Source organism: Actinomadura sp. NPDC048394 (genome assembly GCF_040651755.1).
In the GTDB taxonomy this organism is placed as follows: Bacteria; Actinomycetota; Actinomycetes; order Streptosporangiales; family Streptosporangiaceae; genus Spirillospora; species Spirillospora montaniterrae.
Window position 1 is genome coordinate 26,697 of the sequence record NZ_JBEZJL010000089.1, and the last position, 18,163, is coordinate 44,859.

18 protein-coding genes and 1 pseudogene are annotated in these 18,163 nt (G+C 72.7%); 11 read left to right on the top strand and 8 right to left on the bottom strand.

Translation table 11 applies throughout. The features are described 5' to 3' along the window. Positions 1–114: 114 nt before the first annotated feature. From AB0C78_RS42740 to AB0C78_RS42760, 5 genes are read left to right on the top strand one after another with little or no spacing between them, the layout of a single operon-like run. Positions 115–1,575: an extracellular solute-binding protein gene (locus AB0C78_RS42740; RefSeq protein WP_360759723.1), complete on the top strand. Its 1,461-nt coding sequence runs from the start codon at positions 115–117 to the stop codon at positions 1,573–1,575. Between the two features lie 7 nt (positions 1,576–1,582). Then, positions 1,583–2,659 (top strand): ABC transporter ATP-binding protein, encoded by a 1,077-nt coding sequence (locus AB0C78_RS42745; RefSeq protein WP_360759726.1) that lies wholly within the window; start codon positions 1,583–1,585, stop codon positions 2,657–2,659. Next, positions 2,656–3,573, top strand: a complete 918-nt coding sequence (locus AB0C78_RS42750) for a sugar ABC transporter permease (protein ID WP_360759729.1) — start codon at positions 2,656–2,658, stop codon at positions 3,571–3,573. Before AB0C78_RS42745 ends, AB0C78_RS42750 begins: the two co-directional genes overlap by 4 nt. Further along, complete coding sequence (locus AB0C78_RS42755; RefSeq protein ID WP_360759732.1) at positions 3,573–4,475, top strand: carbohydrate ABC transporter permease; 903 nt, start codon at positions 3,573–3,575, stop codon at positions 4,473–4,475. Before AB0C78_RS42750 ends, AB0C78_RS42755 begins: the two co-directional genes overlap by 1 nt. A gap of 51 nt (positions 4,476–4,526) precedes the next feature. Beyond that, positions 4,527–5,048, top strand: coding sequence for a YbhB/YbcL family Raf kinase inhibitor-like protein (locus tag AB0C78_RS42760; protein WP_360759735.1), 522 nt, complete (start codon positions 4,527–4,529; stop codon positions 5,046–5,048). A gap of 75 nt (positions 5,049–5,123) precedes the next feature. Here the strand turns inward: AB0C78_RS42760 and AB0C78_RS42765 are convergent, their stop codons facing one another. After that, positions 5,124–6,110, bottom strand: a complete 987-nt coding sequence (locus AB0C78_RS42765; protein ID WP_360759738.1) for a winged helix-turn-helix domain-containing protein — start codon at positions 6,108–6,110, stop codon at positions 5,124–5,126. A 58-nt stretch (positions 6,111–6,168) separates the two neighbouring features. Between AB0C78_RS42765 and AB0C78_RS42770 the strand changes: the two genes are divergently transcribed. After that, positions 6,169–7,374, top strand: a complete 1,206-nt coding sequence (locus tag AB0C78_RS42770; RefSeq protein WP_360759741.1) for an MFS transporter — start codon at positions 6,169–6,171, stop codon at positions 7,372–7,374. Here AB0C78_RS42770 and AB0C78_RS42775 read toward each other — a convergent pair. Continuing rightward, positions 7,366–7,716, bottom strand: a complete 351-nt coding sequence (locus AB0C78_RS42775; RefSeq protein ID WP_360759744.1) for a hypothetical protein — start codon at positions 7,714–7,716, stop codon at positions 7,366–7,368. The two genes, AB0C78_RS42770 and AB0C78_RS42775, sit on opposite strands and share 9 nt — an antisense overlap. Positions 7,717–7,787: 71 nt before the next feature. Further along, positions 7,788–9,104 (bottom strand): lysine 2,3-aminomutase, encoded by a 1,317-nt coding sequence (locus tag AB0C78_RS42780; protein ID WP_360759747.1) that lies wholly within the window; start codon positions 9,102–9,104, stop codon positions 7,788–7,790. Between the two features lie 356 nt (positions 9,105–9,460). Here AB0C78_RS42780 and AB0C78_RS42785 point away from each other — a divergent pair, with 356 nt between their 5' ends. Genes AB0C78_RS42785 through AB0C78_RS42795 form a run of 3 tightly spaced genes read left to right on the top strand, consistent with a single transcriptional unit; the run spans position 9,461 to position 11,525 of the window. Next, the gene (locus AB0C78_RS42785) at positions 9,461–10,267 is read left to right on the top strand and encodes a DUF998 domain-containing protein (RefSeq protein WP_360759750.1); all 807 of its coding nucleotides are present in this window, start codon (positions 9,461–9,463) and stop codon (positions 10,265–10,267) included. Continuing rightward, on the top strand, positions 10,264–11,175 hold the full coding sequence (locus tag AB0C78_RS42790) for an alpha/beta hydrolase (RefSeq protein WP_360759753.1): 912 nt from the start codon (positions 10,264–10,266) through the stop codon (positions 11,173–11,175). Before AB0C78_RS42785 ends, AB0C78_RS42790 begins: the two co-directional genes overlap by 4 nt. Then, a complete protein-coding gene (locus AB0C78_RS42795) occupies positions 11,172–11,525 on the top strand; it encodes a hypothetical protein (RefSeq protein WP_360759756.1) in 354 nt (117 codons plus the stop codon). Before AB0C78_RS42790 ends, AB0C78_RS42795 begins: the two co-directional genes overlap by 4 nt. Positions 11,526–11,553: 28 nt before the next feature. Here the strand turns inward: AB0C78_RS42795 and AB0C78_RS42800 are convergent, their stop codons facing one another. Beyond that, complete coding sequence (locus tag AB0C78_RS42800) at positions 11,554–11,949, bottom strand: hypothetical protein (RefSeq protein ID WP_360759759.1); 396 nt, start codon at positions 11,947–11,949, stop codon at positions 11,554–11,556. A gap of 253 nt (positions 11,950–12,202) precedes the next feature. Here AB0C78_RS42800 and plsX point away from each other — a divergent pair. Next, positions 12,203–13,243, top strand: a pseudogene (gene plsX / locus AB0C78_RS42805) (phosphate acyltransferase PlsX); the annotation flags it as partial. Between the two features lie 275 nt (positions 13,244–13,518). Next, positions 13,519–15,279, top strand: coding sequence for an arginine--tRNA ligase (gene argS, locus AB0C78_RS42810; protein WP_360759762.1), 1,761 nt, complete (start codon positions 13,519–13,521; stop codon positions 15,277–15,279). 5 nt (positions 15,280–15,284) lie between these two features. Here argS and AB0C78_RS42815 read toward each other — a convergent pair whose 3' ends face one another. From AB0C78_RS42815 to AB0C78_RS42830, 4 genes are all read right to left on the bottom strand, one after another. Beyond that, entirely contained in the window at positions 15,285–16,229 is a 945-nt protein-coding gene (locus AB0C78_RS42815) for an LLM class flavin-dependent oxidoreductase (protein ID WP_225992294.1), read from the bottom strand. Continuing rightward, complete coding sequence (locus AB0C78_RS42820; RefSeq protein ID WP_151545014.1) at positions 16,226–16,477, bottom strand: DUF2630 family protein; 252 nt, start codon at positions 16,475–16,477, stop codon at positions 16,226–16,228. Before AB0C78_RS42820 ends, AB0C78_RS42815 begins: the two co-directional genes overlap by 4 nt. 105 nt (positions 16,478–16,582) lie before the next feature. Then, positions 16,583–17,512 (bottom strand): hypothetical protein, encoded by a 930-nt coding sequence (locus AB0C78_RS42825; RefSeq protein ID WP_360759767.1) that lies wholly within the window; start codon positions 17,510–17,512, stop codon positions 16,583–16,585. A gap of 84 nt (positions 17,513–17,596) precedes the next feature. Then, the coding region (locus AB0C78_RS42830; protein ID WP_360759770.1) for an aldehyde dehydrogenase family protein at positions 17,597–18,163 on the bottom strand (567 nt) is incomplete at its 5' end.

An 18,163-nucleotide genomic window follows, 5' to 3' on the forward strand; every position in this document is an offset into this window, starting at 1 on the left:
GCCGCTGTGGCCCGCGCGGCCAGAGTTACGGGGAGTTACCGGATCGTCTCTGGATGAGACGCCCTCGCCGATCTACCGTCGAGGGGAGACCTCCAGCGGCGAGGGAGACTCCCCATGGCCGACCGGCTCGACACCCCCGACCCCAGCCGACACGGACTCGATTCGCACAGGCTCAACGCACAGGGGCTCAGCAGACGCGGCTTCCTGTCCTCGACGGCGCTCGCGGCGGGCGCCTACGGCGTGCTGGCGGCGTGCGCCAGCGAGAGCAGCGGGCCGGAGGCGAAGGCCACCGGCAAGGCGCCGAAGGAGGTGTTCACCGCCCCGGCGTCCAAGCTGAGCGGCTCCCTCAGCATCCTCATGTGGAGCCACTTCATCCCGCGGCACGACAAGTGGTTCGACAAGTTCCTCGCGGACTGGGGCAAGAAGGTCGGCGTAGAGGTCCGCGTCGACCACATCAACACCGTGGACGTGCCGCGCCGCGCCGCGTCGGAGATCCAGGCGGGCAAGGGCCATGACCTGATCCAGCACATCGCGCCGTTCTCGCAGTACGAGCCGTCCGTGCTGGACATGGCGGACGTGGTGCAGGAGGCGAACCGGCGCTGGGGGCAGCAGCTCGAGCTGTGCCGCAAGTCCAGCTACAACCCGAACACCAAGCACTTCTACGCCTACTGCCCAGGCTGGTCGCCGGACCCCGGCGACTACCGCAAGTCGATGTGGCAGAAGGCGGGCCTGCCGAACGGCCCGTCAAGCTGGGACGACCTGCTCCGCGGTGCCACCGAGATCAAGCGGACGACCGGCGTGCCCTGTGGCATCGGCCTGTCCCCGGAGACCGACTCGAACATGGCGGCGCGGGCGCTGCTGTGGTCGTACGGCGGGTCCGTGCAGGACGAGAACGAGCGGGTGGCGATCAACTCCGACGCCACCGTCGCGGCCGTCGAGTACATGGCGAAGCTGTTCAAGCAGGCGGAGACCAGCGAGGTGTTCTCGTGGGTGCCGGCGTCCAACAACCAGGCGCTGATCGCCGGCAAGTCGTCCTACATCCTCAACTCGATCTCCGCGTGGCGCACCGCGATGGGCACCAACCGGACGATCGGCGACGACATCTTCTTCACCCCGGCGCTGCGCGGCCCGAAGGCGGCCCTCGCCGCGCAGCACGTCATCCAGCAGTGGATCATCCCGAAGTACTCGCCGCACGCGGCGGCGGCCAAGGAGTTCCTGCTGCACTACACGGCGAACTTCCCGTCGGTGACGTACAACTCGGAGCTGTACGACCTGCCGGGCTGGCCGTCGCTGGTCCCGCAGCTGAACGGCTGGCTCGACAACGACCCGTACGGGGCGAAGCCGGCGAACAAGCTGAGCCTGCTGAAGAGCGCGACGTCGTGGAGCGCGAACATCGGCTACCCGGGCCCGTCGAACCCGGCGATCGGCGAGATCTTCAACACCAACCTGCTGCCCACCATGTTCGGCCGCGCCGCCCGCGGCCAGACGTCCGCGAGGCAGGCCGTCGCGGACGCCGAGCGGCAGATCAACGCGATCTTCAAGAACTGGCGCGCCCGCGGCCTCGTGGGCGGCTGATCCGTCCATGAACACGGTCGAGGTCAAAGGGCTGGTGAAGACGTTCGACGGGCATGTGCGGGCGCGGCGGCGCGGGCGCGGGGACGTGGTGCGGGCGCTGGACGGGGTGGACCTCGCCGCGGAGCCGGGCGAGTACCTGGTGCTGCTCGGGCCGTCGGGGTGCGGGAAGACGACGCTGCTGCGCACGATCGCGGGCCTGGAGCAGCCGACGGAGGGCGAGGTGCTGATCGGCGGGCACCTGGTGAACGGGCTGCCGCCGCGGGTCCGGCAGATCGCGATGGTGTTCCAGTCGTACGCCCTGTACCCGCACAAGACGGTGCGGGACAACATCGTCTTCCCGCTGCGGGCCGAGCGGATGGACAAGGCGGAGCGGGAGAAGAAGGCGCGGTGGGCGGCGGAGCTGCTGGAGATCGAGCCGCTGCTGCGCCGCAAGCCGCGCCAGCTGTCCGGCGGCGAGCGGCAGCGGGTGGCGCTCGCCCGGGCGCTGGTCCGGGACCCGGCGGTGTTCCTGCTGGACGAGCCGCTGTCGAACCTGGACGCCAAGATGCGGGCGACGGCGCGCGACGAGCTGAAGCGGTTCCAGCAGCGGGTCGGCACGACGACGATCTACGTGACGCACGACCAGGCCGAGGCGATGGGCCTCGGGGACCGGATCGCGGTGCTGGAGCACGGCCGGGTGCGGCAGGTGGGGACGCCGCAGCAGGTGTACGACGACCCGTCCGACACGTTCGTCGCGACGTTCATCGGGTCGCCGCCGATGAACCTGGTGAAGCGCGGTGACCGGCTGGTCGGGTTCCGGCCGGAGCACCTGCTGCCGGCGGAGGCCGTCCCGGCGGACCGGCGGGTGGCGATGCCGCTGAGCGTCGAGCGGCTGGAGTACCTGTCCGGGGACCGGCACGTGTACGGGACGGTCACGGGCCTCGGCGAGGACACCCGGGTGATCGCGCGGCTGCCCGCGACGGTGGCGACGCCGATCGCGGCGGGCGAGACGCACGCGTTCGCTGTGGAGCCGGAGCGGCTGCGGTTCTTCGACGCGGCGGAGGGCGTGCGGGCGGAGCCGACGACGATCGGCGGCGCGCGGTGACGGCCGCGCCCGCCGTGAAGGCGCGCGGGAGGGCGGGGCTCGCGGACCGGGAGGGGTTCCTGGCGTGGGCGATGCTGCTGCCGTCGGTGGTCTACATCGTCGCGCTCGTCGGCGTGCCGTTCCTGCTGGCCATCGCGTTCGCGTTCTCCGACGTCACGACCGGCGACCCGTCCTTCGACTTCGTCGGGTTCCGCAACTTCACCGAGATCTTCCATGACGGGGTGTTCTGGCGGGCGCTGGTGAACACGCTGGTGTTCACCGGGGCCAGCATGGTGCTGATCGTGGTGTTCGGGAAGATCCTGGCGAACATCCTGGTCGCCGACTTCCACGGCAAGTGGTTCGTCCGGTTCCTGGTGCTGCTGCCGTGGACGACGCCGGTGGCGCTGTCGACGATCTCGTGGCTGTGGTTCCTCGACTCGATCTACTCGCCGGTCGACTGGGTGCTCCGGCACACGGGGCTGATCAGCGGGAACGTGGTGTGGCTCGGCCGGCCGTGGACGGCGATGGGCTCGGTGGTCGCGGTGCAGACATGGCGGCTGACGCCGCTCGCCGCGGTGATCGTGATGGCGGGGCTGGTGGCGATCCCGCGCGACATCGACGAGGCGGCGCGGATCGACGGCGCCGGGTTCTGGCGGCGGATGTTCGAGGTGACGATCCCGCTGACGCTGCCGGTGATCGCGGTCGCCGGGCTGTTCGGCGCGATCATGACGTTCACCGACATGACCGTCCCGTACGTGCTGACGCGCGGCGGGCCGACGCACGCCACGGACGTGCTGGCGTCGTGGGCGTACTTCCGCGGGATCGAGGGCGGCGACGTCGGGCAGGGCGCGGCGATCGCGCTGTTCCTGTTCCCGCTGCTGCTCGCGGGCGCGATCGCGATCCTGCGGGCCGTCCGGCGGCTGGAGGCGGGCTGATGACGGCGGTGGCGCCGACGCGGCGCGCCGCGCGGGAGGTCGAGAAGCTGCGGCGGCGGTACGCGCTGCGCCACGTCGCCGCGCGGTGCGGCGTGTACGGGGCGGCGGTCCTCGCGGCGCTGGTGTGCGCGCTGCCGTTCCTGTGGAGCCTCGTCAGTGCGTTCAAGCAGAACCAGGACCTCTACAACCCGGAGAGCGACCCGTTCTTCTTCAACAAGCCGGCGACGCCCGACCACGTGACGTTCCTGTTCACCGACACCCCGTTCCTGACGTTCGTGGCGAACACGCTGATCGTCGGGGCGCTCGTCGTGGTGATCACGCTGCTGCTGGCGCTGCCCGCCGCGTACTCGCTGGCGCGGCTGGACCGGCCGTGGGGCACCCCGATGGGCATCGGGATCTTCATGGTGTACCTGGTGCCGCCGTCGCTGCTGTTCCTGTCGCTGACCCGCGTCGTGGTGTGGCTGCACCTGGAGGACAGCCTCTGGTCGATGATCGTGGTGTATCCGACGATCACCGTTCCGGTGTCGGTGTGGCTGCTGATCGGGTTCCTGCGGGCCGTCCCGAAGGACGTCGAGGAGCAGGCGATGGTGGACGGCTACAGCCGGCTCGGCGCGTTCGCCCGGGCCGTGCTGCCGCTGGTGTTCCCGGGGATCGTCGCGGTGGTGGTGTTCAGCTTCACGCTCACCGCCAGCGAGTTCGTGTACGCGCTGGCGTTCGTGTCGGCGAGCCCGCGGATGGTGGTCAGCACCGGCGTGCCGACGCAACTCGTGCGCGGGGACGTGTTCTTCTGGCAGTCGCTGCAGGCCGCGACGGTGATCACGGCCGTGCCGATCGCGTTCCTGTTCAACCTGTTCCTGGACCGGTTCGTCACCGGGTTCACCATGGGCGCGGTCAAGACCTGACCCGCCTGATAGAGATGGAGTGACAACTGATCCCTTGACGAGGAGGTCGCCATGGCCGGCCGGCCACCGCTTCCGCACGAGCACCTTCCCGAGGTCCCGTCGTTCACCGTGACCAGCGACGACGTCACGGAGGGCGAGCAGCTCGACGACAAGCACGTGTTCGACGACTGGGGGTTCAGCGGCGGCAACCAGTCCCCGCACCTGCGCTGGTCGGGGTTCCCTGAGAACACCAAGAGCTTCGCCGTGACCTGCTACGACCCCGACGCCCCGACCGGGAGCGGGTTCTGGCACTGGACGCTGTTCGACATCCCGGCGGACGTCACCGAGCTGCCGACGGGCGCGGGCACCGCCGACACCAAGATCGGGATCCACGCCCGCAACGACTACGGGAACAAGGAGTTCGGCGGCGCCGCGCCGCCGCCCGGCGACCCGCACCGGTACGTGTTCACGGTGCACGCGCTGGACGTGGAGTCGCTCGGGATCGACTCCGACGTCTCCCCCGCCGTCGCGGGCTTCAACATCACCGCCCACACCCTGGCGCGCGCGACGATCGTCCCCGAGTTCGGCGTCTGACGCCCCGCTGAGGCGGCCCTGAGGCCGTCCGGCTGAGGCCGTCCCGCTGAGGCCGTCCCGCCTGCCGGGGCGGCCTCAGGAGGCGCCGACCAGCACGTCCCCCACGGCCGTCCGCCGGTACAGGACGGAGCGGCCGCTGCGCTCGCGGGTGACGAGGCCCGACGCGCGCAGCACCGCGAGGTGGTCGCCGACGCCGCCGAGGCTGACCCGGAGGCGGGCGCTGAGCCAGGTCGTCGTGGCGGGCTCGGCCAGCGCGCGCAGCAGGTCGGCGCGGGTGCGGCCGAGCAGCCGGGCGAGCGCGTCGTCCCCGCGCGGCTCCCGGCCCTCCCACAGGGCCGCCACTCCCCTGGCCCGGTACATCAGCGTGTACGGCCAGTTCCGCTCCAGCGCGACGCCGAGTTCGGAGAACACGGTCGGGACGAACATCAGCCCGGCGCCGTCCAGCCGGTACGCGCCCCCTTCGGGGTCATCGCCCGGGATGTCGACCTCGATCGCGCCGCCGCGCCACCGGACCTGCCGGGACAGGCCGTCGAGGGCCTCCGCCCAGCCGTAGGCGGCGAGCCGTCCGGCACGGTGCACGATGTCCTGTTCGAGGATCGAGCGCAGCACCGGCCAGTCGGGTTCGACGAGCGCGCCCCAGGCGGCCTCCAGCGCGTCGGTGAGGCGCCGCACGGCGTCGGGGGCGTGCAGGACGGCCCGGATGTCGTCCTCGGGCGGGGGCAGGCCGTCGAGGTTCCGGGCGATCTCCTCGCGGGCCTGGCCGGCGGGGGTGGCGCGGGCGACGGCGAGCTGCTCGGCGACCGTGAGGTTCGGGCGGCCCGGGGGCGGCTGGATGAAGTCGGCCATGTAGCCGTGGCGGCGCCGCAGGAACGCCAGCGCGCGGACGGCCGGGTCGGCGGCGATCGCCGCGTAGCGGGGCCGGGCCCGCTCCACCCAGGGACGGACCGGGCCGGCGGGCACGCGCCCCGCGGCCAGGCCGATCGCGGTGATCGCCTCGTGCAGCGGCGCGATGCCGAACCGGCTGGCGGCGAGGTCGCCGGGGCCCACCTCGATCCGGTACATGTTTCGCTCCTCCCCGAAACATTATCCAGGCCGGTCGCGGCGCCCGAGTCTGGTCGCCATGACGGCATCCACCGCTTCCGCCGAACCGGCCGCGCCGGCGCGCTACCGCGACGTCTTCGGCGTCCCCGAGTTCCGGACCCTTTTCGGCCTGCAGACGCTGCGGGTGGCGGGCGACTCGATCCAGACGATCGCGCTGTCGGTCCAGGCGTTCGAGCGGACCGGGTCCGCGCTCGCGGCGGCGCTGGTGTTCTGCGCGGGCATGCTCCCGTACGTGGTGGGCGGCGCGTTCCTGCTGTCCTTGGCCGACCGGGTCCCGATGCGCCGGCTGCTCACCGGCTACCACCTGCTGCGCCTCGCGGTCGCGGCCCTGCTGGCGGGCGGCGTCCTCCCGCTCCCCGGGACGATCGCGCTGATCACGCTGCTGGGGCTGTTCGCGCCGGCCGGCGGCGCGGCCGTGCAGGGACGGCTGCCCGCGCTGCTGCCCGGCGACGGCTTCGTGCTGGGCCGGTCGCTGTTCACGATGACGTCCGCCGGGGCGCAGATCGCCGGGCAGGCGGCCGGCGGGCTGCTGCTGGCGGCGTTGTCCCCGGCGGGGACGCTCTGGCTGGCCGCCGCGAGCGCCACCGTCGCGACGGCGCTCGCCCGGTTCGGGCTGCCGGACGTGCCGGCGCCGAACCGGGCCGGTGCCGGGGTGGCCCGCGAGACGTGGCGGGTGAACCGGCGGCTGCTCGGCGACCGGACGACGCGGGGCCTGCTGCTGGCCTTCTGGCTGCCGCTGTCGCTGTCCGTCGGCTCGGAGGGGATGGCGATCCCGTACGCGAGCGGGCTGGGTGACCCGGCGGCGGCGGGGCTGATGCTGTCGTCGGCCGCCGCCGGGATGTTCGCGGGCAACCTGCTGGTCGGCCGCTGGGTCCGGCCGGACCTGCGCGACCGGCTCGCGTTCCCGCTCGCGCTGCTGACGGGCGCGCCGCTGCTGCCGTTCGGCCTCCACCCGCCGCTCCCGCTCGCCTGCGCCCTCATGCTGGCGGGGACGGTGGGCCTCGGCTACGACCTGCCGCTCCAGCGCCGGCTCGTGGACGCGGCGCCGGAGGCGGTGCAGGGGCAGGCGATCGGGCTGGCGAACACCGGGATCATGACCGGGCAGGCCGCCGCGATCGGCGGCGCGGGCGCGCTCGGCGACCTCCTCCCGGCGCCGCAGGTCATCGCCCTCTGCGGCGCCGCGTCCCTGCTGTCATGCCTGGCGCTGGCGCGCCATCTACGGTGAGGTCTTCCGGCGGCGCAGGCTCCCGGGCCAGATCAGCCAGGCCTGGATCACCCCGGCCCCCGTCGTCGCGACGTAGAACAGGACGTTGGTGACGGCCTGCGGCATCTCGCCGGGGAGTTCGAGGAGGGCCAGGGCCACCATCGACAGCGGCGCGGTGACCAGGATGAGCCAGACGCCGATGAACCCGGGGTCGTCCGCGAACAGGTCGGCGGCGAGGACGATCCCGGTCGCGACGGTGACGGCGGCGGCGTAGCCGACGGCGATGGCGAGCCGCACCCGGTAGGCCGTCCCCCGGGCGGGCCGGGGGGAACGGGGGGCGCGGGCGGAGAAAGAGGAGAACATGCCGCCAATGCTCGCCGTGGGCCCGGTGGCGCCGCCTGAGTACGGGTACTCAGGCGACGCCCGGAATGTACCTACTTCTCCCAGGGGAAGCGGTCGGCGAACGCGGGCTTGAGGTCGTCCAGCCAGACCGCGTCGGGGTCGTACCGCGCGAAGAACGGCCTGCCGACCAGGTCCGCGTCGCGGCACTGGATGAAGTGCAGGGCGAACACCTTCTCGCCCATCAGGTCGAGGACGCCGTCCACGCACACCTTGCCGGGGGTGGCGGACATGGAGGGGCCCCGGACGGTCCGGGAGAGCCCGGAGACGTTCTTGTAGGCGTCCCGGAAGACCTCGTAGGCGCGGGCGAGCGGGACGGCGAAGTAGTCCTGCGGTCCGGTGTCGCGCTCGATGAACATGTAGTACGGGATCAGGCCCATCCGGGTCTGGACCCGCCACATGGTCTCCCAGGTCGCGGCGTCGTCGTTGATCGTCCGGATGAGGGGGGCCTGGGTGCGGATCACGGCGCCGGTGTCGCGGATGCGGCGGCAGGCCTCGGCGACCATGAGCGGCTCGAGCTCGCGCGGGTGCGAGAAGTGCGCCATGAAGGCGAGGTTCTTGCCGGACTCGACGACCTGCTCGAACAGCCGGAGCATGTCGTCGGCGTCGGGGTCGGTGACGAACTTCTGCGGCCAGTACGCCAGCGACTTGGTGCCGATCCGGATGGCCTCCAGCTGCTCCAGCTCCAGCAGCGGCTCGAGGTAGCGGCGCAGCACCGGCTCGCCCATGATCATCGCGTCGCCGCCGGTGAACAGGACGTTGGTCACCTGCGGGTTGGCCAGCAGGTAGTCGCGCAGCGCGGCGGGCTCGTCGCCGGCCATCTTCAGGTCGGGCTCCCCGACGAACTGGGCCCAGCGGAAGCAGTAGGTGCAGTACGCGTGGCAGGTCTGCCCCTGCTTGGGGAAGTACAGGACCGTCTCGTCGTACTTGTGCTGCATCCCGGGGATCTTGCCGTCCCCGAAGCTCGGGATGTTGAGCTCCAGCTGCCCGGCGGGGTGCGGGTTCAGCCTCATCCGCACGGCGTGCGCGGCGGCCTCGATCTCGGCCTTCGGGGCCTCGCGGCGCAGCAGGTCGGACAGCCGCGCGACGTCCTCGGCGGGGAGCATGTCCTCCTGCGGGAACACCAGCCGGTAGATCGGGTCGTCCGGCGCGGCCGACCAGTCGATGAGCTCCTCAATGACGTAGGCGTTGGTCCGGAAGGGCAGGACCGTCGCGACCGCGCGGGTCGCGAGCCGCTGCTCGGGCGACAGACCGGCGCGAGCGGTGAGCTCGTCCAGGTGCTTCGCCGTGAAGGCGCGGAACTTGCGACCGGTGGATCGCATTGCGGGAGCCGCGTCGTTCACCAGTGTCACGTGTTGGTACTCCTTGATGTCAGCGGGGGAAGCGGGCCCCCGGGCACGTCGTCACGGACGGTGATCAGGAAGCCGCAGGACACCCCCATTCAACCGTTTGGGACCGGTTCATACCGAATTGATACCCCCTACAGGGTAGGGAAAAAGCTGGTCAGCCCGGATCCCGACAAATCGCCCCTGCATCATCGTCGACGCCGCGCCCCTTGTTCAACGACTACGGGACGTCAACCTCTCCGTCACGGGAGGGCCACGCTTCGGCCAGCGGATACTCCGGAAACCGCGCCCCAGGTCACACGCTGACACGATGTTCGGAAATACTGGCGAGGGCGGCACCGCGGACGGGCGAAGGGGCTGGTGTGCACTCCCATGACGCAGACGGTCCGGCCGAGCCGGCCGGCGGCCAGGGCGGAACCGCGCCCGGAACCCGCACCGGCGGACCGGACCTCCACGACCCCGGCGGCCCCGGGGCCGCCCCGCGCTATGTGATCGTCCTGGCGTTCCTCGCGGCGCTCTTCTACGCCTCCTTCTTCCTGGAGAACTGGCTGAGCCCCGACCTGGACGTCGTCAACGGCTACGTCAGCGAGCTGTCGGCGATCGACCAGCCCTTCCACCTCGTCTACAGCGGCGGCGACCTGATCACCGGGATCCTGTCGATCATCGTGTCGGCCGGCACGCTGCGCCGGCTGCGCCGCCGGCCGCTCGCCACCGCCGGCTGGGCGTTCCTCGGCCTGTTCGGCATCTGGGCGATCGGCGACGCCTCGTTCCCGCTGGACTGCGCCCCGAACCTGGAGACGTGGTGCGCGCTGCGGGAGCGCTCCGAGCACGTGTCGTTCTCGCACGAGTTCCACTCCGTCACCAGCACCGTCGTGATCACCTGCGGGGTGATCGCGCTGTTCCTGCTGTCGCTGGCCGCGCGCCGCTACGGATGGTGGCCCGTGCTCGCCCGCTGGGGCTGGGTGGTCGCGGCGGCCGAGACCGTGTTCGCGCTGAGCACGCTGCTCGCGATGTACCTGGGCCGCTGGCTCGGCATCATCCAGCGCGTCCAGATCAGCGTCCTGTGCGCCGGGCTGCTGCTGATCGCCTGGGCGCTCTACATCGACCGCCGGAACGCCGGGCGGACCCCGGCCTCCCCGCCGCCGCTACGGGAGAAGACGTGCCTATGAGCGACAGGAGCCCGGGAAGCGCGAGGAGCGCCGCCGGCGCCGCCGCGAGCGAGCTCGTGAACGTCGGCCGCGAGCAGGTCCACGTCGTCGAGGAGGGCCCCGCGGACGGGCCGCCGCTGCTGCTGAGCTCCGGCCTCGGCGGCGCCTGGTTCGACTGGCGGCCCAGCACCGACCTGCTGCGCGGCCGGAACCGGGTGATCGCCTTCGACCGTCCCGGGCTCGGCCTCAGCCCCGCCGCGATCGCCGCGCCGACGCTGCGCCGGGAGGCGGACGTCCTCGCCGCGCTCGCCGAGCGGGCCGGCCGGCCGGTGACCGTCGTCGCGCACTCGATGGCCGGGTTCCACGCCGAGGCGCTCGCCCGGCTCCGCCCGGACCTCGTGCGCGGCCTCGTCCTCGTCGACCCGAGCTACGAGCCGCACCCGCACGAACTCGTCCGGTACGCGGCGGCCGTGACGCCCCTCGCCACGGCGGCGGGGGTGTTCTTCGGCGCGACGCGCCTGGCGAAGGTCCTCGGGCCGCTCGGCCGGCGGGCCGTCCTCAAGCACACCAGCAGGCGCGACGAACCCGTCCCGGACGCGGTCGTCCGCTCGGTGTACGGGCGCGGGACCGTCCTCGGCACCGTGATCGCGGAGGACATCGCGTACCGGGAGCAGGCCGTCGACCTGGTGCGGCTCCGCGAGCGCCGCCCGTTCCCGGCCGTCCCGCTGGTCGTGCTGACCGCGCTCGGCGACCTCAAGGGGGAGGCGAAGAAGCGCGAATGGTCGGAGGGGCACGCGCGGCTGGCGAAGATGACGCCCTACGGCAGCCAGGTGGATCTTCCGGACTCGCTGCACATGGTGCAGCTCGACCGGCCGGACGCCGTCGCCGACGCGGTCTCCGAGGTGCTGCGGGCGGAGGAGACGGTATGAGGCGCCTCCAGGCCCTCGTCCTGGCGGCGGTGCTGGCCGTGGCCGTGTCCGGATGCAAGGTGATGCAGCGGATCTCCGAGGAGTCCTACCGCAACGCCGTCACCGACGGGGTCGTGGCCGAGCTGAAGAAGCGGGACATCCGGCTGGAGGCCCGCCCGTCCTGCCGGACGCCGAAGACGGGCGACACCGTCCGGGTGTCCTGCACCGCGCGGACGAAGGCGGGGCAGCCCGTCGTGGTCGCCGGTACCGCCCGCGAAGCCGACAGCGCGCACCCCGTCGAGAACTACACCGTCACCGTCGCCGGACGGCAGGTGCTCGACCAGGGCTGCCTCGGCCTCGGCTGCTCCTGACCGCGCGGCGGCTCCCGGTCGCGCCCGCCTAGCTCTTCTTGTGGCAGGCGGTGCCGAGGCACTGCGCGTTCTCCACGACCGGGCGGCCGTCCACCAGGATCGTGAAGTAGTTCTTCTTGGACTGCTCCTCGCCGCTGCCGAGCACCTTGACCTGCTTGTTGTCGGCGGTGGTGCCGGTGCAGGACACCCGCATGCTGTGCTTGGTCCAGCCGGGCAGGTTCTGGCACTTCAGCGGCGACTGCAGGGTCACCCCGCGCACGCTCAGCTCGTCGGCGGCCTTCGCCGGCATCGCCTTGCGCAGCGCCGCCTGCGTCTTGTACGTCAGCTCGCCGCCCGAGGTGACCAGCAGCCACGCGGCGGCGCCCGCGACCACCAGGACGAGGAGCACGGCGGAGCCCAGGATCAGGGCCTTCTTGCGATTCATCACCATTTCCACGTCCGCTACATCACCGTCCGTACCGTGTCACATGCGGTGCGTGCCGGTCTTTTCCCTGATCATGCGCATTCGTTGCCCGGCACGGCGGGCCGTCCGGCGCGGCGGGCGCGGCGTTCCCGGGCGCGTGAGGCTCGCCACCTCGGGGCGCGCACCGCCAAGGCACCCGAACCGAGGACTTACCATGCGATGAGCTGCGGATCTCGCGCGCGCCACCCGTCCCTCTCCCCTCCTGGAGCGACCCATGACCGGTCAAGGCGAGCCGCCGCGCCCGGCGGCCCGCCGTCCGGCGACGGTGCGGCCGCTGCCGATCGCGGTCGACACGATGGGCGGCGACCACGCGCCCGGCGAGATCATCGAGGGCGCGGTCGACGCCGTCCGCGCGCACGGCGTGCGGGTGGTGCTGGTCGGGCAGGCGCCGCGGATCCAGCGCGAGCTGGACCGGCACGGCTTCGCCGGGAAGATCCCGATCGTGCACGCCGAGGAGGCCCTCGACATGGGCGAGGGCGCGCTCGCGAGCTGGCGCAAGCCGCGGTCGTCGATCGCGATCGCCTGCCACCTGATCAAGCAGGGCCGGGCGTCGGCGCTGGTGTCGGCGGGCAGCACCGCCGGGGTCGTCGCGACGTCCCGGCTGCGGCTGAAGGGCCAGCAGGGCGTGATGCGGCCCGCGATCGCGGTGGCGCTGCCGACCGCGCCGCGCCCGACGATCCTGCTGGACGCGGGCGCCACCGTGGACGTCAAGCCGGAGGGGCTGGTCCAGTTCGCCGCGCTCGGCACCGCGTACGCGCAGATCCTCCTCGGCGTGGAGCGGCCGAGCGTGGGCCTGCTGACGATCGGGTCCGAGCCGGGCAAGGGCAACAAGGTCACCAAGCGCGCCTACGAGCTGCTGTCCGGCGGCAGCCACGGCATCGAGTTCGCCGGGAACGTGGAGGGCCACGACCTGCTCGCCGGCGAGGTCAACGTGGTCGTCACCGACGGCTTCACCGGCAACGTCGCGCTCAAGACCATGGAAGGCACGATCCGGACCGCGTTCGCGGAGATCCGCACCGCGATGACCGCGAGCGCGCCCGCCCGGGTCGGCGCCCTCCTCCAGCGCCGCCGGCTCCAGGAGCTGCGCGACCGCCTCGACCCCGACACCTACGGCGGCGGCGTCCTGCTCGGCCTGAACGGGACGGTCGTCATCGCGCACGGCGCCTCGCACGCCCGCGCGATCACCTCGGCGTGCGAGCTGGCGCACCGGCTGGCGTCCGGGCGGATCGTCGAGCGGATCCGCGAGCAGGTCGCCGCGACCCGGACGTCCCGCTTCGGCCGCTGGACGCACAGCGAACGCGACTCCCAGGACAAGCGCGACTCCCAGGACAAGGCCGACAGGGCTCCGAAGCCCCAGGAGAGGCCCGCGGACGCCCCGAAACCCACGGAACCGGCGCCGCACCCCCCGGCCCCCGCGCCCGCCCCCGAACCGGAACGCACCGAACCACCCGCCGCGACCTAGCGCGTCGCGCTCCCAGCGCGTCCGAAAACTCGTGCCGCGCGGTCCGTGCGCGCCGATAACCTTGGAACATGCCCGATCCGCAACTCGTACTCGCCGCCCGGGTCCAGGAGGCGCTGAGCGCCGCCTTCGGACCGTCGTACGCGGACGCCGACCCGGTCATCCGGCCGTCGCAGTTCGCCGACCTTCAGGCCAACGTGGCGCTGCCGCTGGCCAAGCGACTGCAGGGTGAGCGAGGCGAGAAGCAGAACCCGCGCGAGATCGCCAACGAGATCGTGGCGAAGCTGGACGTGGCGGACGTCGCGTCCGGCGTCGAGGTCAGCGGGCCCGGGTTCATCAACTTCACCCTGAGCAACGAGTGGATCGCCGGGCAGGCGCAGCGGGTCCTCGAGGACGAGCGGCTGACCGTGCCGAAGGCGGCCGAGCCGCAGACGGTCGTGGTCGACTACTCGGCGCCGAACGTGGCCAAGGAGATGCACGTCGGCCACCTGCGGACGACGATCGTCGGCGACTCGATCGTGCGGATGCTGGAGTTCCTCGGCCACAAGGCCGTCCGGCAGAACCATCTCGGCGACTGGGGCACCCAGTTCGGCATGCTGATCGAGCACCTGCTCGACGTCGGCGAGGAGGCCGCCGCCGCCGAGCTGTCGGCCGGCCACATCAACCGCTTCTACCAGGCGGCGCGGGCCAAGTTCGACGCCGATCCCGGGTTCGCCGAGCGGTCCCGGCGCCGGGTCGTCACGCTGCAGTCGGGCGACCCCGAGACGCTGCGGCTCTGGCAGCAGTTCATCGACGACACCGTCGTCTACATCAACAAGGTCTACGGGCGGCTCGGCGTCACCCTCACCGACGCCGACCTGGCCGGGGAGAGCATCTACAACGCGATGCTCGACACCGTGTCCGAGGAGCTGGAGAGCTCCGGCGTCGCGCAGATCAGCGACGGCGCGCTGTGCGTGTTCCCGCCCGGGTTCACCGGCCGCGACGACGCGCCCATCCCGCTGATCATCCGCAAGAGCGACGGCGGCTACGGCTACGCCACCACGGACATGGCGGCCATCCGGCACCGGGTGCGGGACCTCGGCGCCGACCGGATCATCTACGTCGTCGGGGCGGACCAGTCGCTGCACTTCCAGATGGTCTTCGCCGCCGCCAGGATGGCCGGCTGGCTGCCCGACGGGGTGCGGGCCGAGCACGCCCAGATCGGCATGGTCCTCGGCACGGACGGCAAGCGGTTCCGGACCCGTTCGGGCGAGTCCGTCCGGCTCATCGACCTGCTGGACGAGGCCGTCGAGCGCTCCGCGGCCGAGTACGACAAGGTCAACCCCGACGACTCGCTCGGCCCCGAGGCGCGGGCGAAGATCGCCGACGCGGTCGGCATCGGCGCGGTGAAGTACGCGGACCTGTCCGTCGCCCGCGACAGCGAGTACATCTTCGACTTCGACCGGATGATCTCGTTCAAGGGCAACACCGGCCCCTACCTGCAGTACGCGACCGCCCGGATCCGCTCCATCTTCCGCAAGGCGGGCACCGACCCGGAGTCGGCGACCGGGCCGATCGTGATCGGTGAGGAGGCCGAGCGGGCCCTGGCCCTGCAGCTGCTGGGCTTCGGCACCGCGGTCGAGCAGGCCTACGACGCGGCCGAGCCGCACAAGCTGGCGAGCTACATCTACTCGGTCGCCGACGCCTACACGACCTTCTACGAGAACTGCCCGGTCCTGAAGGCCCCGGACGAGGCGACCAAGGCGTCCCGCCTGGCCCTGTGCGCCGCCACGCTCCGCACCCTCACCACCGGCCTCGGTCTGCTCGGCGTCCCGACCCCGGAACGCATGTAGCGAGGTCAGTGCGCCGGGGCGGCCTGCGCCGGGGCGGCGTGCCGCGCCGCACCGGCGGTGAGGCCCCGCCTTTCGCGGGCGGCCTGCTCGCGGACGGCGGGCACGACCTCCAGCGCGAAGACCGGAAGCTGCCCGGGGTCGCCGCCGAACAGGAACGTGTCGACGCCGTGGCCCACGGCCAGCTCCGTCAGCTCGTAGATCCACTGGCGCGGCGGCCCGTGCAGGAAGCCGCGCGAGTCGCGCGCGTCGATGGAGCCTTCGAGCAGGTAGACGCGGCGCAGCTCGGACGGGGCGCGCCCCGCCCGGGCGGCGGCGTCGTCGAGGCGGCGCTGCCCCTCGGCCAGCCGTTTCGGCGGGACGAGCGACGACGGCGCGATCCAGCCGTCGGCGACGCGGCCCGCGAGGTCGAGCGCCCGCGGCCCGGTCACCCCGAACCAGATCCCGATCTGGTGCGCGGGCGCCGGCCCGGCCTGCGCGGCGGCGAACCGGTGGTGCTCGCCCTGGAAGCGCAGCCCGTTCTGGTCGCTCCAGTGCAGCCGGATGATCTGCACTGCCTCCTCCAGGGAGCGGCGCGCGGCGGCCGCGTCGAGCCGCCGTCCGCCGTAGGCCTCCACGCCGTCCCAGGACGCGCCGGCGCCGAGCCCGAGCTCCACGCGCCCGCCGTTCAGGGCGTCCATCGTGGCGAGCGCCTTGGCGAGCAGCGCGGGCGGCCGGAGCGGCAGGCACGCCACGGCGGGCAGCACCCGGATCCGGGACGTGACGGCCAGCGCCGTCGCCATCAGCGTCAGCGCGTCGGCGGTGTCGCGCAGGTACGGCCGGTCCCGGACGCCGAGCAGGTCGAGCCCGTACCGGTCCGCGTCCTGCGCGATGCGGACCAGCGGGACGGACGCGTCCGGCGCCAGCGACAGGCCGAAGCGCAGCCCCGCCCGCCGGGTGAGGGGCTGCGTCACTGCAGGTACCCCTCGACCTCGTCCGGCGGGCGGACGTGCGCGTCCGCGTCGCCGGGGTCGGCGCCCGCGTCGATCCGGGCCCGGCGGCGGCGCAGCAGGTCCCAGCACTGGTCGAGGGCCACCTCGAGGTCCTCCAGCCGCCGGTGCTCCTCGTCGCGGTCCAGGTCGCCGCGCTGGTAGCGGTCGCGCAGCCGCTGCTCCTCACCGACGTACTCGTCGATGCGCGCCAGGATGTCCTTCTCGTCCAATGGGCCCTCCCGTGAGGCGGCCAGAGTGGATCGCCGGCCGGCGCGCGCGGTGCGCGGCCGGCTCCGCCCGCGCCCGTGCGCCGCTGCGGGCGGGGCGCGGGCGGGTCAGCGCCGGCCGGCGTTGGTCAGGCCGGTCAGGAAGCCGCCGTCGGTGCTGGTCGAGTGCTGCAGGCCGTTGGAGGTCTTGGGCTCGACCATCGGGCCGGCGGGCGGCGCCGTGGCGGCCGTCTCGGCGGTCCGGCGGGCCGTCGCCCCGCCCGCTCGCGGGCGGGTCGAGGCGGTCTTGCCCGCCCCGGACGCGCTCGACTTGCGGGCGGTGCCGGACGAGCGGGACGTGCCGCTCTTGCGGGCCGTACCGCTCCGGGCGCTCGCGGTCGTCCGGGACGAGGACGCGGTGGACTTGCGCGCGGCGCTGGTCCGCGGCTTGGCCGCCGTCGTCTTCTTCGCGGTGGACGGCCGGGTCTTGGACGCCGTGGTCTTGCGCGCCGTCGACTTCGGCGAGGTCACCCGCGCCGACGCCGTGGACCGCGAGCGGCTCGCCGCCGACGTGGTCTTGCGGGCCGTCCCGGACGCCGTGCTCTTGCGCGCGGTCGTGCCGGTCTTGCTCTTGGTGGCCGTGGCCGCCTTCTGCTTCGCCATGTCCTTCGCCGCGGCGTTCATCGCCTTGGCGGCGTCGGTCATCGCCTTGGTGGCGGTGGTCATGGCCTTGGTCATCGCGGTCATGGCCTTGGCCGACGAGGACGCCTTGGTCGCCACCGACTTCATCTGCGTGGCGGCGGCCTTGGCCTGGTCGGCGGCCTTGGTGACGCGCGTCGACGCCGCCGTGGACGTCCGGCTCGACGCGGCGCTGGTCCGCTTCGCCGGAGTCTTCCTCGCGGTCGAGCGGCTGGTCGTGGACCTCGACGGCGACTTGGCGGCCGAGGTGCTCTTGGTGGCCGTCTTCTTGGCGGCCGTGGACTTGTTCGCCGTGGTGCTCTTCGTACGCCCGGCCGTACCTCGGCTCGTCGTCGTACGCGATGCGGTCTTGGTAGGCACTGATCTACCCCCCGTGATGATCAGTTACGGGGGGTTCTATTCCACCGTTCGTGACGCTCTACACACTCCGCGGCATTTCCGCTTTCAGACGCCCACGGGGTGCCACACCGTCTTGACCTCCAGAAACGCCGTCATACGCGCGGTTCCGGGGTCGCCGGCCCAGTCGTCCGAGGCGCGGAAGACGCGCTTCAGGTTCTCCGCCGCCTTGTCCTGGAGACCGGGCACGTCGCCGTCGGGGACGCCGGTGAGGTCGATGGCGTTGACGTCCATGTGGGAGGCGAGCCAGGGGGCGAGTTCGGTGCGGTGTCCGGTGAGGATGTTGACGACGCCGCCGGGCAGGTCGGAGGTGGCGAGGACCTCGGCGAGGGTGATCGCGGCGAGCGGTGCGGGCTCGGACGCGACGACGATGGTGGTGTTGCCGGTGACGATCGCGGGTGCGACCACCGACACCAGGCCGAGCAGGGGTGAGTCGGGGGCGATGACGGCGACGACACCGGTCGGCTCAGGCGTGGAGAAGTTGAAGTACGGTCCGGCGACGGGGTTGGCGGCGCCGGCCACGGCGGTGATCTTGTCGGCCCAGCCGGCGTACCAGACCCACCGGTCGATCGCGGCGTCCACCTCGGCGGCGGCCTGGGTTTTGGAGGCGCCGGT